18 protein-coding genes and 1 other RNA gene are annotated in these 16087 nt (G+C 43.3%); 18 read left to right on the plus strand and 1 reads right to left on the minus strand.

The window, feature by feature from the left end; translation table 11 throughout:
- The 18 genes from IQ270_RS20680 to IQ270_RS20765 form a co-directional block, all read left to right on the plus strand.
- Positions 1 to 223: YciI family protein (locus IQ270_RS20680; protein ID WP_193975096.1), on the plus strand; the 223-nt coding region annotated here is incomplete at its 5' end.
- Between the two features lie 23 nt (positions 224 to 246).
- An RNA gene (ffs, locus tag IQ270_RS20685) (signal recognition particle sRNA small type) lies at positions 247 to 343 on the plus strand.
- A gap of 23 nt (positions 344 to 366) precedes the next feature.
- A complete protein-coding gene (locus tag IQ270_RS20690; RefSeq protein ID WP_193975097.1) occupies positions 367 to 747 on the plus strand; it encodes a phasin family protein in 381 nt (126 codons plus the stop codon).
- A 324-nt stretch (positions 748 to 1071) separates the two neighbouring features.
- Complete coding sequence (locus IQ270_RS20695; RefSeq protein ID WP_193975098.1) at positions 1072 to 1515, plus strand: hypothetical protein; 444 nt, start codon at positions 1072 to 1074, stop codon at positions 1513 to 1515.
- Positions 1516 to 1539: 24 nt separating this feature from the next.
- A complete protein-coding gene (locus IQ270_RS20700) occupies positions 1540 to 2109 on the plus strand; it encodes a Uma2 family endonuclease (RefSeq protein WP_193975099.1) in 570 nt (189 codons plus the stop codon).
- A 60-nt stretch (positions 2110 to 2169) separates the two neighbouring features.
- Positions 2170 to 3552: a DNA phosphorothioation system restriction enzyme gene (locus tag IQ270_RS20705; protein WP_193975100.1), complete on the plus strand. Its 1383-nt coding sequence runs from the start codon at positions 2170 to 2172 to the stop codon at positions 3550 to 3552.
- Between the two features lie 251 nt (positions 3553 to 3803).
- Complete coding sequence (locus tag IQ270_RS20710) at positions 3804 to 4079, plus strand: hypothetical protein (protein WP_193975101.1); 276 nt, start codon at positions 3804 to 3806, stop codon at positions 4077 to 4079.
- Positions 4076 to 6142, plus strand: a complete 2067-nt coding sequence (locus IQ270_RS20715; protein WP_193975102.1) for an AAA family ATPase — start codon at positions 4076 to 4078, stop codon at positions 6140 to 6142. Before IQ270_RS20710 ends, IQ270_RS20715 begins: the two co-directional genes overlap by 4 nt.
- Positions 6132 to 6785, plus strand: a complete 654-nt coding sequence (locus IQ270_RS20720) for a Uma2 family endonuclease (RefSeq protein ID WP_193975103.1) — start codon at positions 6132 to 6134, stop codon at positions 6783 to 6785. Before IQ270_RS20715 ends, IQ270_RS20720 begins: the two co-directional genes overlap by 11 nt.
- A gap of 12 nt (positions 6786 to 6797) precedes the next feature.
- Positions 6798 to 7118, plus strand: a complete 321-nt coding sequence (locus IQ270_RS20725) for a nucleoside triphosphate pyrophosphohydrolase (RefSeq protein ID WP_193975104.1) — start codon at positions 6798 to 6800, stop codon at positions 7116 to 7118.
- A gap of 80 nt (positions 7119 to 7198) precedes the next feature.
- Positions 7199 to 7669 carry a DNA phosphorothioation-associated protein 4 gene (locus IQ270_RS20730; RefSeq protein WP_193975105.1) on the plus strand — a complete coding sequence of 157 codons (471 nt, stop codon included), beginning with the start codon at positions 7199 to 7201 and terminating at the stop codon, positions 7667 to 7669.
- Between the two features lie 10 nt (positions 7670 to 7679).
- On the plus strand, positions 7680 to 8714 hold the full coding sequence (locus tag IQ270_RS20735) for an endonuclease/exonuclease/phosphatase family protein (protein WP_193975106.1): 1035 nt from the start codon (positions 7680 to 7682) through the stop codon (positions 8712 to 8714).
- A gap of 15 nt (positions 8715 to 8729) precedes the next feature.
- Positions 8730 to 10745, plus strand: a complete 2016-nt coding sequence (locus tag IQ270_RS20740) for a DEAD/DEAH box helicase family protein (RefSeq protein WP_193975107.1) — start codon at positions 8730 to 8732, stop codon at positions 10743 to 10745.
- Positions 10746 to 10747: 2 nt separating this feature from the next.
- Positions 10748 to 10966, plus strand: coding sequence for a CxC ATPase DNA modification system associated small protein (locus IQ270_RS20745; protein ID WP_193975108.1), 219 nt, complete (start codon positions 10748 to 10750; stop codon positions 10964 to 10966).
- Entirely contained in the window at positions 10963 to 12942 is a 1980-nt protein-coding gene (locus IQ270_RS20750) for a hypothetical protein (RefSeq protein WP_193975109.1), read from the plus strand. The genes IQ270_RS20745 and IQ270_RS20750 overlap by 4 nt, the downstream gene beginning before the upstream one ends.
- 2 nt (positions 12943 to 12944) lie before the next feature.
- Positions 12945 to 13418, plus strand: coding sequence for a hypothetical protein (locus IQ270_RS20755; protein WP_193975110.1), 474 nt, complete (start codon positions 12945 to 12947; stop codon positions 13416 to 13418).
- Between the two features lie 149 nt (positions 13419 to 13567).
- Positions 13568 to 13804 (plus strand): hypothetical protein, encoded by a 237-nt coding sequence (locus tag IQ270_RS20760; protein WP_193975111.1) that lies wholly within the window; start codon positions 13568 to 13570, stop codon positions 13802 to 13804.
- Positions 13805 to 13858: 54 nt separating this feature from the next.
- Complete coding sequence (locus IQ270_RS20765) at positions 13859 to 14056, plus strand: hypothetical protein (RefSeq protein ID WP_228056550.1); 198 nt, start codon at positions 13859 to 13861, stop codon at positions 14054 to 14056.
- Positions 14057 to 14299: 243 nt separating this feature from the next.
- Here the strand turns inward: IQ270_RS20765 and IQ270_RS20770 are convergent, their stop codons facing one another.
- A complete protein-coding gene (locus tag IQ270_RS20770; RefSeq protein ID WP_193975112.1) occupies positions 14300 to 15892 on the minus strand; it encodes a DGQHR domain-containing protein in 1593 nt (530 codons plus the stop codon).
- Between the last annotated feature and the right edge of the window lie 195 nt (positions 15893 to 16087).

A 16087-nucleotide genomic window follows, 5' to 3' on the forward strand; every position in this document is an offset into this window, starting at 1 on the left:
CGTATTTGACCAGTACGTGCCCGCTCACAGAGCTTATGTCCGAGAGTTGATTTCTAAAGGACACCGAGCCAAAAGTGGCTACTGGGCGAGGCGGGGGGGCGGTATGTTGATGTTTGAGGCGGGTTCGATGGATGAGGCAAAGGCGATCGTCGCTGAAGACCCGCTGGTGAAGAACGGTTGCGTTATTTATGAAATTTATCACTGGTGTGTGGTTGAAGAATAAATAACTGTGTTATACTCACATATGAACTGGATCCACGCGATTCCAACGCCCAAATCTTGTCAGGACCGGAAGGTAGCAGCAACACGGGATGCTTGTAATAGGCGTGGTCTCCGGTTCACCCAGTTTTATGAGGTATAGCTCCTATGCCTGGTTTCGGAGATATTTTACAGAAAGCAGTTTATCTTGGTGTCGGGCTAGCTTCCTACGCTGGTGAAAAAGCAGGCAGCAAGTTAACTGAATTACGCACTGAAGCCCAAAAGCTGGCAGATGAATTAGTCAAGCGGGGCGAAATGTCAACGGAAGAAGCACGCCGCTTTGTTGACGATATGGTACAACAAGCTCAGCAGCAGCCTCCCGTACAATCCGCTGGAAACGATAAACCCGCTGAACCTCGCCGGATTGAAATTGTTTCTGAGACAGAAGATGTTTCGCCAAAAGATGCTAAAGAAACTGGCGGCGTAGACAAACTCCGCGAACAAGTACAGAATTTACAAGATGAATTGCGAAAGCTAAAGCAGGATTAAGCTGAAAAAAGTTCGCAAAGCAAAGCATCAAGGGAACTCAAGATAATACTCTTGAGTTCCCTTTTTGAATATGTCTCCTGTCAAATTCAGAGGTGGATGAATATCGGGCATTAGGTAATAGAATAGTCCTGGATGCGCTACCAACCAATAAACCGGGTTTTTGAACCGAGATTGAGGGCGCGCCGTAAATATTTTTGTTGAAAAACCCGGTTTTGAGTTACCACTGCTTCCTGGACTATAGAATTGAAAGTAGGTGCAATTGCTTCGCATGAGGCTGCCTGCACTTATCTGTTAAATATTTTGCAATAGTAAGCTGGAAAATCAATGGAAGATTGGTCTAAAGGTTTTTTTGAAGTAATGGAAAATGCTGTGTCTGACGTAGAGCATTTTTTTAACGACGTTAGCGATGAATTTGGCGAAATGCTGGACGTTTTGGCAAAAATTTCGGAAGAGTTCACAGAACAAGTACAAAATAACCTGATTGCTGAAGTTGACGGTTATTTCAATGAATTTGATGGTTATTTCAATGAATTTATAGAACCGATAATTGAAATTTGCCGGGAGTTTGACCCGGAGTTTGATGACATAGATTTGTCGCTGGTGACTTATGTAGAACCTTCGCCGACACAGCAGCCGGCTTGTCAGGGTTGTCGCAACTATCACGGTCAAGTTTATGGGGGAAATTTGTTGGTTTGTGCGATGCACCCTACTGGTGTGGAATCCGAGGGTTGTCAGGATTGGGAAGCTGATAGCGATGTGAATTTTTAATGGTTTTTGAGGGTTTAATGGCTTATGGTAACTTTAATTCAGTCTCAGTCAAAGATTTCTCTGGAAGAGTTTTTGCTGCTTCCAGAAACTAAGCCTGCTAGCGAGTATGTTGACGGTCAAATTGATCAAAAAGCTATGCCGCAAGGAAAACAAAGCACGTTACAATTCGAGTTTCCATCTGTGATTAATCGAGTTGGTAAACCGCAGAAGTTAGCTTATGCGTTCCCAGAATTGCGCTGCACTTTTGGAGGAAGTTCTATTGTTCCAGATATAGCAGTGTTTGAGTGGTCGCGCATTCCTCTCAATGCTAATGGAGAAGTAGAAAACAGGTTTAAAATTGTCCCGGATTGGACAATTGAGATTTTATCGCCTGCTCAAAATCCAACTCGGGTAATCAATAATATCTTGTTTTGCTTAAATCACGGTGCTAAGTTAGGTTGGTTGATTGACCCGGAAGAAAAATTAATTCTTGTTTTTAAGCCGCAGCAGCAACCAGAGGGGAAGGAGAATCAGGATATTTTACCTGTACTCGATGTGCTGTCGGATTTGCAACTGTCGGCGGATGATTTGTTTGGGCTGTTAAGTTTTAATTAGAAATGAGTTACAGTTTAGTCAGGGAATTTTGCATCTAACGGCTTTTAAAGGTGAATCGCGATGGCGGCCAATCATTCGCAATTTGGGTTTCCGAAAATGCCGCCATCGCTGCAATTGCGACAGTATCAGCAGGCGGCAGTTGATAATTGGTTTGCGAATCAGGGACGCGGTACGCTGAAGATGGCTACGGGTAGCGGGAAGACGATTACTGCGCTGGCGATCGCCACTGAATTATACCAAAAAATTAACCTCGAAGTATTGCTCGTAATTTGCCCGTACTGCCATCTCGTGAATCAGTGGGCGCGCGAAGCAGAAAAATTTAGTTTAAAACCTATTTTAGCTTTTGATAGCGCTCGCAGTTGGCAAAATAAGCTGGCTGCTGGTTTGTATGAAGTGCGATCTCGCGAGCAGCTATTTCTCACAATCATCACCACTAACGCCACATTAATGTCGGATAGCTTGCAATCGCAAATCCGCTATTTCCCACAAAAAACCCTAATTATTGGAGACGAAGTTCACAACTTAGGTGCGCCCCGTTTGGAACAAAGTTTGCCGCGCAATATTGGACTCCGTCTCGCCCTTTCCGCTACCCCAGAAAGACATTTTGACGAACAAGGAACTGAAGCTATTTTAGATTATTTCGGCCCGGTTTTGCAGCCGGAACTCACCTTGGCCGATGCCATCCGCCAAAAAGCATTAGTACATTATTTATATTATCCGATTTTAGTAGAATTGACCGAAGCTGAAACCCGCAAATATTCCCGCTTAACTCAAAAGATTGGCTGGGCCCTTTGGGGCGATGAAAAAGTTGAAAATAATGATGCTTTAACGCCTTTATTAATGCAGCGAGCTCGGTTAATTGGGGCGGCGGCTAATAAATTAACAGCGCTGCGAGAATTAATGATCCGCCGTCTCGACACAGCCCACACTTTATTTTACTGCGGCGACGGTGCGATCGAAGGAAGCGCGCGCCGAAATAACAACCACCAACTAACAGAAACCGCGAAGTTATTGGGTTCAGAATTAGGCTATCGAGTTAACATCTATACAGCGGGGACTCCTTTAGCAGAAAGAGAACGATTGCGCCAGCAATTTGAGAGTGGAGAATTGCAAGGTTTAGTCGCAATTCGCTGTTTGGATGAAGGAGTGGATATTCCGGCAATTCGTAATGCTGTAATTTTAGCCAGCAGCAGCAATCCGCGCCAGTTTATTCAGCGCCGGGGACGGATTTTGCGGCCGCATCCGGGGAAGGAAAGGGCAACTTTATTTGACATGATTGTTTTGCCTCCAGATTTGGGTAGAGAAACTTTAGAAGTCGAGCGCAATCTACTGCGAAAAGAGTTAAAGCGGTTCTTGGAATTTGCTGATTTAGCTGACAATGCTGGGGAAGCTAGGGTGAAATTGCTCCAAATTCAAAGGCGTTACGGGCTGTTAGATATTTGACATTTATTCGGGTTCGGTTTATGTTAAAAAGATAGAATTATTCGAGCGGTATTTTAGTTGCTAGTTTAGTTCGCGGACTCGCGCAGGCTTAAGAAACCCGGTTTTTTCCTAAATCTCTGGTTTCTACTTGCAAAATTTGTAGAAACCGATTTCTTTGTAGGTTTATCGTGACGGGAGAGCAAAACTCGTATAAACCCGGTTTCTCACCGATGAGCGCCAGCCCTGTAGTTTTTAATATTTCTCAAAAAAATATGAGTGAAAATCTGACCGAAAATCTGGTTGTGGCATTTAAGTATGAAGATAGTGCGATCGCACAGGTACCGATAAGCATTTTAGCAGAAAAGCGTTCTTCCTATCACACTGGCAAAGACTTGAGCGACGTACAAGAACCGATTACTAGCGCGCCGCCGGAAGTCCGACAAATTATTGAGCGGGTATTGGAACTTGAAAAAGATAAACTCTATATGAAATCTCCCCGCTATATCAGCGATGACATTTTAAAAATTATTAAGGAAGCAATTGTATGAAGTTAATTTCAATTACTCTGTGCAATTTTCGGCAGTTTTTCGGCAAAAGTCCAGAAATTAAGCTGGCTTGGGGCGCGCAAAATATCACAGTAATTCACGGCAATAACGGTTCGGGAAAAACTGCCTTAATGAATGCCTTTACTTGGGTGCTGTACGAAAAATATAGTGCGGCTTTTGCGGCGGAAGAACAATTAGTAAACAAGCGCGCTATTGCTGAAGCTGAAATGGGGAAAGCGGTAGGTTGTTGGGCAGAAATTGTGTTTGAACACGACAGCAAGCGCTACCAAGCAAGGCGTGTTTGTCGTGCTTACAAAAGTGAAAATACTGTAGAACACATCAAAGGCGAATTGTTCCTACAAGTAGCTAAAGATGACGGCCGCTGGATACCGACGGCGCAGCATCCCGATGATATTATCGGACGAATTTTGCCCGAAAGTTTGCATCAATATTTCTTTTTTGACGGGGAGCGAATCGAGCAAATTGTCCGCCACGACAAGAAAGCAGAAATTGCAGAAGCTACTAAGGAATTGCTGGGAGTAGAGGTGCTGAATCGCTCGATCCGACATTTGGGAGATGCCAAAAAGTCTCTTGAAACAGATTTAAGAATGATTGGCGGTTCCGAAATCAAGAAACTTTTAAAAGAGAAACAAACTTTTCAGAAAGAGGTAGAGCAACTTTCACAAAGAAAAGTAGAAATTGAGCGAGAATTGACCAATCAAGGTGAATTAAAAAAAGTAGTTAACGGAGATTTGCTGGAACGCAGCGGTGCTGCTGAGTGGCAAAAATTGCGAGAGGAATTGGAAAATCAGCGGAGTTTGTCTCGCGAACAAATTGTTCAGGCTTCATCTGCAATAAAACGAACAATTTCTGGGCGCGGTTACGCGGTTTTTCTATCGGATGCTGCGGCTGAATTTAACTCAATTTTAGGGAATTTGCGGGAAAAAGGAGATTTAATTTCGGGAATTGGGCGGCCGTTTTTGGAACAGTTATTAGTGCAGCAGCGCTGCATCTGCGGTGCGGAATTAACCCCCGGTTCTGTTGCTTGCGAAAATGTTGGCGGTTGGATGGATAAAGCTGGTGTTGGCGATGTGGAAGAAACTACTATTCGACTTAGCGATCGCGTCAATGAAATTGATAAACAAGTAGCTGATTTTTGGGAGGAAATTGACCGCCAGCAAGCGAATATTAGTCGCGGTAGATCCGAACTTTCGCGGGTGGAAAATCAGTTAGACGATATTCACAGTAAGCTGAAAAATTTTCCTGACGGCGATGTCAGCCGCTTGCAACAGCGCTTGGATGAAATTGAGGCGAAAATTGGCGATTTGCACCGGGAAACTGGCTCTAACCAGCAGCAGATTGAGAGTTTGAATGCCGGGATTGCTGCTTTGGAAAAGCAAATCGACAAGCAGCAACTGAACGAGCAAAAGCAAGTATTAGCCCAAACTCGGATTGCTGCGACTCAGGATGCGATCGATCGCCTAATTGAAGTGCGATCGCGCTTAGAAAAACAGTTTTGTTCTCAGTTAGAAAAGCGAGTGCAAGATATTTTTAGTCAAATTTCTTTTACTCCTTACATTCCCATGCTGAGCGATAAATACGAACTGACGCTAGTAGAAAATACCTCGGGAAAATCAGCTTTGGTTGCCGCTTCTACCGGGGAAAATCAAATCCTCAGTTTGTCGTTTATCGGCGGAATTATTGACGGGGTGCGGGAGTGGAGTCAAAAGAATACTTTGATGGGCCCGGATAGCAGTACGTTTCCGATCGTGATGGATTCTCCCTTTGGCAGTTTGGACGAGATTTATCGTAAACAAATCGCGAATAAACTGCCGAAGTTGGCGAATCAATTGGTAGTTTTGGTAACTAAGACTCAGTGGCGGGGAGAAGTTGCTAGAGAGATGGAAAGCTGCACGGGCAGGGAGTACGTGCTGGTATACAATTCTCCTAAAGCTGATTGCGAAGAAGATGCGATCGAACTGGGCGGGACGCGCTATCCTTTAGTTAGGCGCAGTCCCAATGAATTTGAATATACAGAAATTGTAGAGGTGGATTATGACTTCTAATTCGGCAATTACGCAGGTTTTGGAAACGGATGTTTGGGTGCAGGCGACATGGGAAGAGTATCTGAATTTTGCTGAGGATTCATCATGGGAAAAGGGCAAGTTTTATTACTATCAAGAACAGATGAGGGTAGAAATGTCACCAGTAGGGCTACTGCACGGGCGTCAAAATTCAGTAGTTTCGAGAGTTGTCAATTTTTATACTGCTTTTAGAAATATCAGAATAGTGGAGTTAATTAATGCCAGTTTTCGCAAAACAGGTATTCGGGAATTTCAACCTGATTTGTCTTATTATATAGGTGCAGATTTTGAATTACCTCCTCGCACCAATACGCCCATTAATTTGAATGTGTTTGCACCTCCAGCTTTAGTGGTGGAAATAGGAGCATCTTCTAGTGCCGATGATTTGGGAGTAAAGCGTTTAATTTACGAACATTCTGAGGTTCAAGAATATTGGGCAGCTAATGCAAATACGAATGCTGTATTTGCCTTTGCTATTACTGCGGGAGGGAGTGGGACAATTCAAAATTCACTGGTTTTACCGGGGCTGGAAATAGGATTAGTTGAGGAAGCTTTGAACCGAAGTCAAACTCAAGATGATGGGGAAATTAATCGCTGGTTGATTCAAACTTTTACTCAAGGTTGAATGGAGTTTGATGTGAAAAAAGAGTATCATAAGTTGGTGCGCGATCGCATTCCTGAAATTATTCGCGAAAGCGGCAATGATTGCGAGTTTGTCATTTTGTCTGAGGCAGAATACCGTCAAGCTTTGCGGCAAAAATTGATGGAGGAAGCGGGGGAAGCGGCGGCGGCTGATGAGGCAGATTTGGTGGCTGAATTGGCGGATTTGTCTGAGGTGATGGATGCGGTGATGATCAGTTTTGGCATTTCGGGCGATCGACTTTTAGCCGAAAAAATCAAGCGCCGGGAAGCCAGAGGAGGTTTTGCACAAAAAATTATGCTGTTGCGGACATTATGAACATTATCTGCGTTAATCTGTGTTTATCTACCTAACATCTGCGGTTGCTCTCTCCCGTTAAAAAATAAATATTAATTGCAATGGCTGCTAACAGAATTAGAATTGCTAAAGACAAAGCCGATTTAGTTAAATCCTTAACTGTATTGGATAACAACTCCGGGCCTTTTCAGACTTACGCCGATGTCATCGTCTTTGCCGCATCCTTGGGAAATCAGCGGAAAAAACGATCGCCTTTGGGGGAAATTTCTAAACGAGAACCCGGTGCGATCGATGTTGATGTTTTTGTATCGAGGGGTTACGATATGGCGATCAAGCTAATTGCGATCGCCGAAACTAAAAATCCTCAAATTCTCTCCCATCTCGATGCAGAATTGGAAGCACAGCGCTTGCAAATTTTTGAAGAATATGCTAATGGCGGGCTGGAAATTTTGCGAGAAGAATTTCGAGGTGCGGCGGATTATACCGATCGCCTTTTGTTGTTTTTAATCTCTGAAAAAGACAACCAACATCGGTCAAATGAAGAATTCGATTTAAGCAAGTTCTTATTCTAATAAATTCTCAATGCAGCACATACCAGAAAATATCATCAACCGATTCTTCAAGCAATCTGCAAAAATTTTCGCTTACAGCTACTCAGCATTTCTTCTCTGCTATTTGATTCTGCGACTGATATTTTGGGATCGGCTGTGGGTTGTTGCTTTTATTGGAACTTTCACTCCCTTAATTTTCTTGCCTATTCTATTTTTGCCCCTACTAGCATTTTCAATTCTCAAAAACCGCTGGTTCTCTATTATTTCATCAATGGCTTGTATTTTGCTATTGAGTTGGCTGCACGTCAAATACTTTTCTCCCCAATCAATAAGCATCACAGCATCGCAACCCAGCCTCAAAATATTATCCCATAACGTTGGTTGGTATACAACCAAATCGCCAACTTTAGTTAAACTGATAAACCATGAACAAGCAGATATTGTATTTTTACAAGAAACAGTTCAGAAACATAAAAAAAGAGTTTTTGATTTATTAAAATCAGACTATCCCTATCAAATTGATACTCCCCCTGTAGGCATTATGAGTAAATATCCAGTTTTATCTAGTGAAGTATTACATTTAGCCAATCATCCAGAAACTCAGCAGCGAGCAATTATAAAATTTGCGGGACAAGAAATAGTCGTTTATAATATGCAAGCAACAGGGCCGTGGGTTAAACTTTATAAAATCTTGTCTTTTATCAAAATCCCTGTTTACAAATACAAACAACGTTTACCCGAAATTCAAGATTTAGTAGAGCGAATTCAGCAAGAAAATTTGCCAGTAATTGTCGCGGGCGATTTTAACATGACAGACGAGTCTCAAGACTATTACAGGGTGCAGAAAGTTTTGCAAGATGCTTTCCTAAAATCTGGATTTGGATTTGGTTTTACCTGGCCTCACGGCTTCTTTGCGAAAAGGTTTAACTTGAAATTAACTTATCCACTTTGCCGGATTGATTATATTTGGTATTCAAAACATTGGGGCGCTAAATCTAGTTCGGTTTTGGATGCCACTGAGTCCGATCATTTGCCCGTGGGAGCGGAATTGGTTTTGTTGAAGTAAGCCCGATCGCGAGAATTGGTCTATACTATAAAAATTAGCGGGGAGTTGGGGGGTGCGGCGTTGAGCTTGAAAGATTTAGCGATTCAAGATGAGTACCGGAGCGATCGCTGCGATCTAATCCAAGAATTTTACATTCCCTGTTTAGAAAATGCTACAGTCTACAAGCGAGCTGTAGGTTTTTTTTCCAGCACTTCGATGGTCGCCGCCGCGAGAGGACTGACAGCATTGATTCGAGTTGGCGGCAAGATGCAGTTAATAGCTTCTCCTTATTTGTCGGCAGCGGATGCAGATGCGATCGAGCAAGGAATGCGACAAAAAGAAGAAGTTATTGTCAGTGCTGTTCTGCGAGAATTAGATCAAGAATTTGAGGGAATTGTGCGCGATCGCTGGGCTTGTTTGGCTTGGTTATTGAGCCAAAACATCCTCGAAATAAAACTAGCTGTTACTAAAGAGATTCGCCGCCAGGGAATTTATCACGAAAAATTAGGGATATTTGCCGATCGCGAAAACAATATAGTTGCGTTTACGGGTTCGGCCAACGAAAGTTCAACTGCTTTAATTGATAATTTTGAATGCGTTGATGTGTTTTGTTCTTGGCATCCGGGAGTTAGAGAACGGGCTTTTAAAAAAGCCGAAAACTTTCATAAATTGTGGAAAAACGAGACGCCGAATGTGGAGGTAATGGAGTTTCCCGAAGCGGCTAAAAAAGCGCTGTTGCGGCTGCGGCCCGATCGACCTCCTGCACTAGAACCCGGATTGCCATACAAACCTAAATTTTCTGCCTCTGAAGACAAGACAAATTACCAAGTAAACTCCTCAAAAGGAAGCGATATTTGGGGACATCAAACACAGGCAGTTCAAACTTTCTTGCAGCATCGCTGCGGCCTTCTGGAAATGGCAACAGGGACAGGAAAAACGCGCACGGCCTTGAATATTTTGGAGGAATTAACTAGAACACAAGCGATTGAATCTGCCATCATTACTACAATTGGAACCGATTTACTCAACCAATGGGTTAAACAGTTGTACAGCGTTGCTAGCAATTTAAACCCCCAGTTTCGCGTCCTTCAGCATTACGGGGAATACTGGCAAAAAGATGAATACGATCTCGACCCAAAAAATAGCATATTGGTAGTGTCGCGAAACGCACTCCGCAATGTGCTGCGATCGCTCAATTACCCCACCAGAAAACGGTTGCTGATCGTTCACGATGAAGTTCACGGGTTAGGAAGTCCTGCCAATATTCAAGATTTAGACGGACTATCAGACGGAATTGCTTATCGACTCGGCCTCAGTGCAACTCCAGAACGAGAATACGATCGCGAAGGAACAGAGTTTATTGAAAAAAATGTCGGTGCGGTCATTTATCAGTTTACTTTAGAGGATGCAATTCGTCGGGGAGTTTTATGTGAATTTGATTACTATCCAATTGAGTATGAATTATCGGAAGAAGACCGACAGCGCATCAAAAATGTTTACAGCAGAAAAGCAGGTAGAAAATCTGAAGGTAAACCCATGTCTAATGAGGAGTTTTGGACTGCTTTAGCAAGAATTTACAAAACTTCTCGTACCAAAGTGCCTTATTTTGAAATGTTTCTCTGCGAGCATCCAGAAATTTTAGACAGATGTATTGTCTTTGTAGAAGACCGTCAGTACGGCGAATTAGTCTTGCCTCTCATTCACCGTTACCGATACGACTATCATACCTATTATGCTGAAGATGACACCAAAAATTTGGTTGATTTCGCCCAAGGTAAAATTTCTTGTTTAGTCACTTGCCACCGTATTTCTCAAGGGATTGATATTCAGTCTCTCCGTTCAGTGGTTTTATTTTCATCAGCGCGGTCTAAATTAGAAACTGTTCAGAGAATGGGGCGCTGTTTGCGACGCGATCCAACTAACCCCAATAAACGAGCTGTAGTTGTTGACTTTGTTCGAGTTCAAGATCGAGATAAACAGGAGTTAAATACTGACCAATTGCGAAAGGAGTGGCTGACCAATTTATCTAAAATTAGAGCGGAGGCAGATTAACGATGGCAATAGACAAAAAAATATACGAGGCAGTTTACGAATCAGTAAACAAGCACGATCAACCGCCAAAAGTCGCTGAAAGAATGATGCTGTGGCTTGCACATTTGTCAGAGGGAAGTGCAACTTTGTCAAATCCCGATGACATTAAAGCTTCCCTGACAACGATATTAGATGCCATTAAATTAGACGGCTGTCAAGGTGAAGAGGAGGAATTAGAATGACGCGACAATTTACGCTTTTAGGATGGTCAGCTTCGGGTTTAAGATGTCCCGACCATGAGGCGCATCTTTGCCTTCCAGACAATCATCTTGTACCCTATCCAGTGACATTGGTGCAGATGCCTAACGGTACTGGTAAAACAACTACATTAACGATGCTGCGCGCTGCACTATCCGGTTCTGCAAAAGAGTGGAATTCGGAAAAAATCCGCGCGCTTCGACGCAGCGGCGGCGCGGCAAAATCCGGTCAGTTTGTGGTCAAAATAGCTGTGAATAACAACCCGCTGACGTTTGAGCTGAATTTAAATTTCGATCGCGGTAAAGTTGAATACAGAACCAGCTACGGAACTGGAATTAGGGAGGGATTTTTTCCGCCTCCAATGCTGATAAAATTTCTTAATTCAGAATTTGTCAACCTGTTTGTATTTGACGGCGAACTAGCTAGCAATTTACTAGATCCCAAACAGACACGGGCTCGCAGTGCAATTGATTCCCTCTTTCAACTGTCTTTGTTGGAGGAAGTTGCTGAGGCGTTTCAAAAAAATTGGGAAAAACACGCGGAATCGGCTACAGCAAAATCTACTCAAGGTTTAAGTCGCCGCCAAAATAGACTGAAAAGCTTGCAAAAAAAGCGAAAAATAATTAAGCTAGAACAGGAAAAACTTCTGCTTCGCAAATCGCGGCTTAATTTAGAAATACATGAAGCAGAAAAAGACTATGATACCGCCTTCAGTAAGGATAAAAATATCGGCTCTCAGTTGCAAAAAATCAAAGTAGATTTAGAGAATAAAGAGAAAATTATTGCTATAGAGGTTGCAAAGGCGATCGATAAGATGCGAAGCCCCGAAAGACTGCTTCCTAAATTTGGAGAAGCCCTCAAGCATTTAAAAGATAATTTAGATCGGCTGAAATTACCAACTTCGACTTCAAAAGAGTTTTTTGAGGAGTTAGCACAAGCTGAGGAATGCGTGTGCGGTCGCAAAATGAATGAGGTGACTCGCGAGGCCGTGCGCGATCGCGCGAAAAACTATCTAGCCGACGATGAAGTTGGGGTTTTAAATAGCATTAAATCAGATATTGCCATTCATTGCAGCGACGAACCCGAAGTTCCCTATCAAGAACTTCAGAAACAGTTAGCAGACTTAGGATACCAAATTACTAAACGAGATAACCTCAAAACAGAAATGAGCGCGATCGAACAAACACGTTTTGCACAAGGTGACTCGGAACTAGAGGAAAAAAAGCAATATCTCGAAAAGCTCAAAGCACAACTTCGCACTTGTACGGAACGTTTGATAGAAATTGAGCGATCGCCCCACACCAAACCTAGCGAAGATACTGACTGCCTCAAAGAATTAGATAAACTCATTGCCAAAGCAGAATATGAAGTCGCCGAAGCCACCGAAACCTTAAATCTCAAATCCAAAACAGAAATTGCTAGGCGCATTCTTGCTGAAGCGCATCAGCAAGCAAGAGAATATCTGCGAAAGTTTATTCTTGAAGAAACCAACCAGCGCATCGCCCAACTGCTATCGAGAGATCCAGTTTTTTTAGAAGACATTCAAGACTCCCTGCAACTGCGGGGACAAGGCGGTGCGAGTGTCGGTCAAACCTTATCAGTTAGCTATGCTTTTCTAGCTACCCTTTTTAACCGCAGCGACCATCAATTGCCCTTTATTGTTGATAGTCCGGCCGGTTCCCTCGATCTCAAAGTCCGTCCCGAAGTAGCGCGCCTAATTCCCTCTTTGTGCAATCAGTTTGTCGCCTTTACTATCTCTAGCGAACGGCAAAGTTTTGTTAATGTTTTGCATCAGGCGGCTCAGCAGCAAGTGCAGTATCTCACCATTTTTCGGAAAACTTCTACAATGAATGCGCTTTTGCAGAATGTACCGCCCGATCGCATCAAAGAAACTGTTGATGGGATAATTGTGAACGGAAATGACTTTTTTGAACGATTCGATCTCGATGAGGAGTTGTAAAAATGGACTTTCAGTTGCGTAAAGATGCTCGCAAATGGTTTAAGGATCTATCCGCCCATTATCCAATTTTGTTTGACTTTTACTATCTTTGTTTGATGGCCGGTTTCGCTTCCGGACGCAGAAATACTCAAATGACTTCCGAAGAAGTAGATTCTTTAGTAGAAAATTTTCCTGGTGACTTCCGCGATCGCGGGCGGCGGCTAGTTGGACTTTTAATTCATGCCGATCTTGCTTATTTAGGAATAGATTTAGATGAGCGAGATACTGTTTACCGCCGAGTCGCAGAGTTAGTCGATCCTAACTCGCCTTCCGATTTGTCTAATGAAGGGATTAAGATAATGAATCAATACGCTCACGGCGGTTTTGATGTTCTGTGCGAAAAATTTAGCGATCGCCCCACATCAATTGAAACATTCATTAGAAAATACACTCGCTGCCTCAGCGATTTATCAACTTCTGAAGCACCTCGAATGTAAGTAAAAAAATACCTGCGTCCATTGTGACACGGGCGTCCCGCCTGTGGTGCATCGGATAAAAAATCAACTCAGCACCGGTGGCAATCCCACCTCTTGCGGCCGCACCAACTTGCCGTGTTATATACTATTAAAATAGAGAGGCAAACCCCATGCAAATTACCCTCACCATCCCCGCTCGCTTAGAGCAGCAGCTTCTTGAGAAAGCTAGCCAACTCAACCTGCCCCTCGAAACCCTGATTTTGCAATCCCTGCGCCAACTATTTCAAGAAGACGAAGAAGAGCTATCTAAAGAAGATATCCTCAACAGCCTCCGGATTGCGCTTCAGGAAGTAGAAGACGGCCAAGTTCACCCCATCGCAGAACTTTGGGATGGTATTGATGTCTGAACCACCCAGCATCCAGGTTCTGTTTGCGGATCAATTCGCCAGATTCAAACCGACTTGCAACCCCTCCTACAGCAGTTGCAAACAGGTGAATGTCCGGGCGATCGCATTTCCGGTACGGGCTACACTGTCTTCAAAGTAAGAGCCAAAAACAGCGACATCAGTAAAGGAAAAAGTGGAGGCGATCGCATTATTTATCAAGTCACATCAAACACTTATTTCATCTTGCTCATCATCTATGCCAAATCTGACTAAAAAACGGTTGCTGTAGAAGAAATTAATAATGTTATCGATAGCTTCCGCGAGCGTCAACAATCACAATCAATAAATAACATTAGCTAGGCTCAAAATTGAGAGTTTCCACTTACTTGAAAATCCCCAGATAGTAATCCTGACAATCAAACAATTTGGTCACACTACGCCCGGTTTATCGGTGGGTCAATTCTTCAATTGTTCAATCTGAAATCGATTGACTGCCTCCGCCATCAGCTTAGAAAATCAACTCAGTACCGGTGGCAATCCCACCTCTTGCGGCCGCACAAACCTGCCATTAAAACTAACAGCTTTATCCTCAAAAGTTCTCGCTTGCGCCACAGCTTGCCGCAAATGAGCTCGATCCATATCGTCATTAATTCCCGCCACCAAATACACAATTAACTTCGCCGCTAAATCCTTGCCAGAAACTAGCATTCGCCTTTTGTTCGGATCGTACAAAATCCCGTACCACGCCGACTGAGGATTGTCCATGTGGCTGAATCCTTCATCCACATCGTACCTGCGGAGTTTGTCGAAAATAGATTTCAGGGAAAGTTTCTTTCTAAATACTAGAATTCCCAAAGCATTAGCTAAAGCAATTTGACCGACTGGACGAAACAAAATATTGCCCTCGCCCCCCGGTTTCTCAAAACTAAATCTGCGTAATTCTGCGGTTTCTTCGCCGCTTTCTATTCTTTGATAGCTGGGCAAAGTTGCTAAATTATCGAACAATTTCTTAAATTCTTCAATTCCCTCTTTTAGTTCCTCATCTTCCGGTCGCATGGGAATTAAACCTTTTTTTTCCGGCTTCCAATGCGGGAATTTGTATTCTAAATACCGTTCGGACATATCTTGCAGCGCTTGCAATGTGGTTAACACAGTTGATTTTGCTGCCACTGTGGCGCTGTCCCAATTGACGCGGGGATTTCTGCTATCTTGCTCTTTTAATAAGGGATGAGTGACGGCAATTTTGCGGGCGCAAATGGCAAATCCGTTATCCTCATTTAATAAGGCTAATTGACCCTGACTAAGCGTTACCGCCATCAGGTTAACGTGCACGAAGATCGATCGCACGCGCCGCTGTGCTTGTTGTCGCGTTTCCCCCGCCACCACCGCCGGGATAAACTCAATTCCGATTTTTTCGCGAGCTAATTTCTGCACGTTTCCGGGGTCGATTTGATACTCTTGGGCTAAATCTTCGAGAGTAATTGCAGCGCCGACAGGTTTTTTATTTTTGTTGTATCTTTGGAGGATTCCGGTTTTAATTAAACTCATTAAACCTTGAACTCCCATCAGCCGGTGCTGGCCGTCTAAGGCATAAATAAACACTTCTTGAGAAACATTCAACAGCCCTAAATTCTCATTCTTATCAAAGGATGTAAACTCCGTCGCTGATTTGATGGCTGCGCCGTTTTTATCCCATTCCTCGGCTAAGGGATTGTCTACCCACGGGGGACTGACGACGACTAAAACTGCGGGGAATTTGTGCGATTTTCGGGCTGCTAAATATTGAGTGAGGGCGGCTTGGCGCGACCAATCTAAAGGGCGCTGAATGATTTCGTCAATGGTTTCGTCGTCGCGGACGATGTTGTTCGTTTGGAGGTCAAACTTTTGCCGAAAAAGTGGCATTTGTGAGGCGAAACGGAGGCGGGAATCCAACCATTCGAGGGTGACGGAACCGATGTAGGCTTCGCTGTTTCCCATCTGGGTTTTTTGCACGAAAAGGCGATCGTCCTTTCCTAAGTAATTATCTAATAAAAGTGCGATTTCCTGTCTTTCGCGATTTTCTTTTTCCAAAAATTGGTTAGCGAGGTCATCCGCTGGGCTGGTGTTCATCGGCTGTTTTTAGATAATTACGCTATTTTTTCAAAAATATCATGGGTTAAAATTGATGTCAACTCTTGTTTTTAAAAAAGTTTTGTGAAATACTTGATTTGTTTAGACATATCCCGAACACATATCACAGATTACCTAAGAAGTCAATAAGTATTAATTACCAATTCCCAATTCCCAATTCCCAATTCCCAATTC

It is taken from the genome of Microcoleus sp. LEGE 07076, from assembly GCF_015207455.1.
Lineage (GTDB): Bacteria > Cyanobacteriota > Cyanobacteriia > Cyanobacteriales > Microcoleaceae > Microcoleus.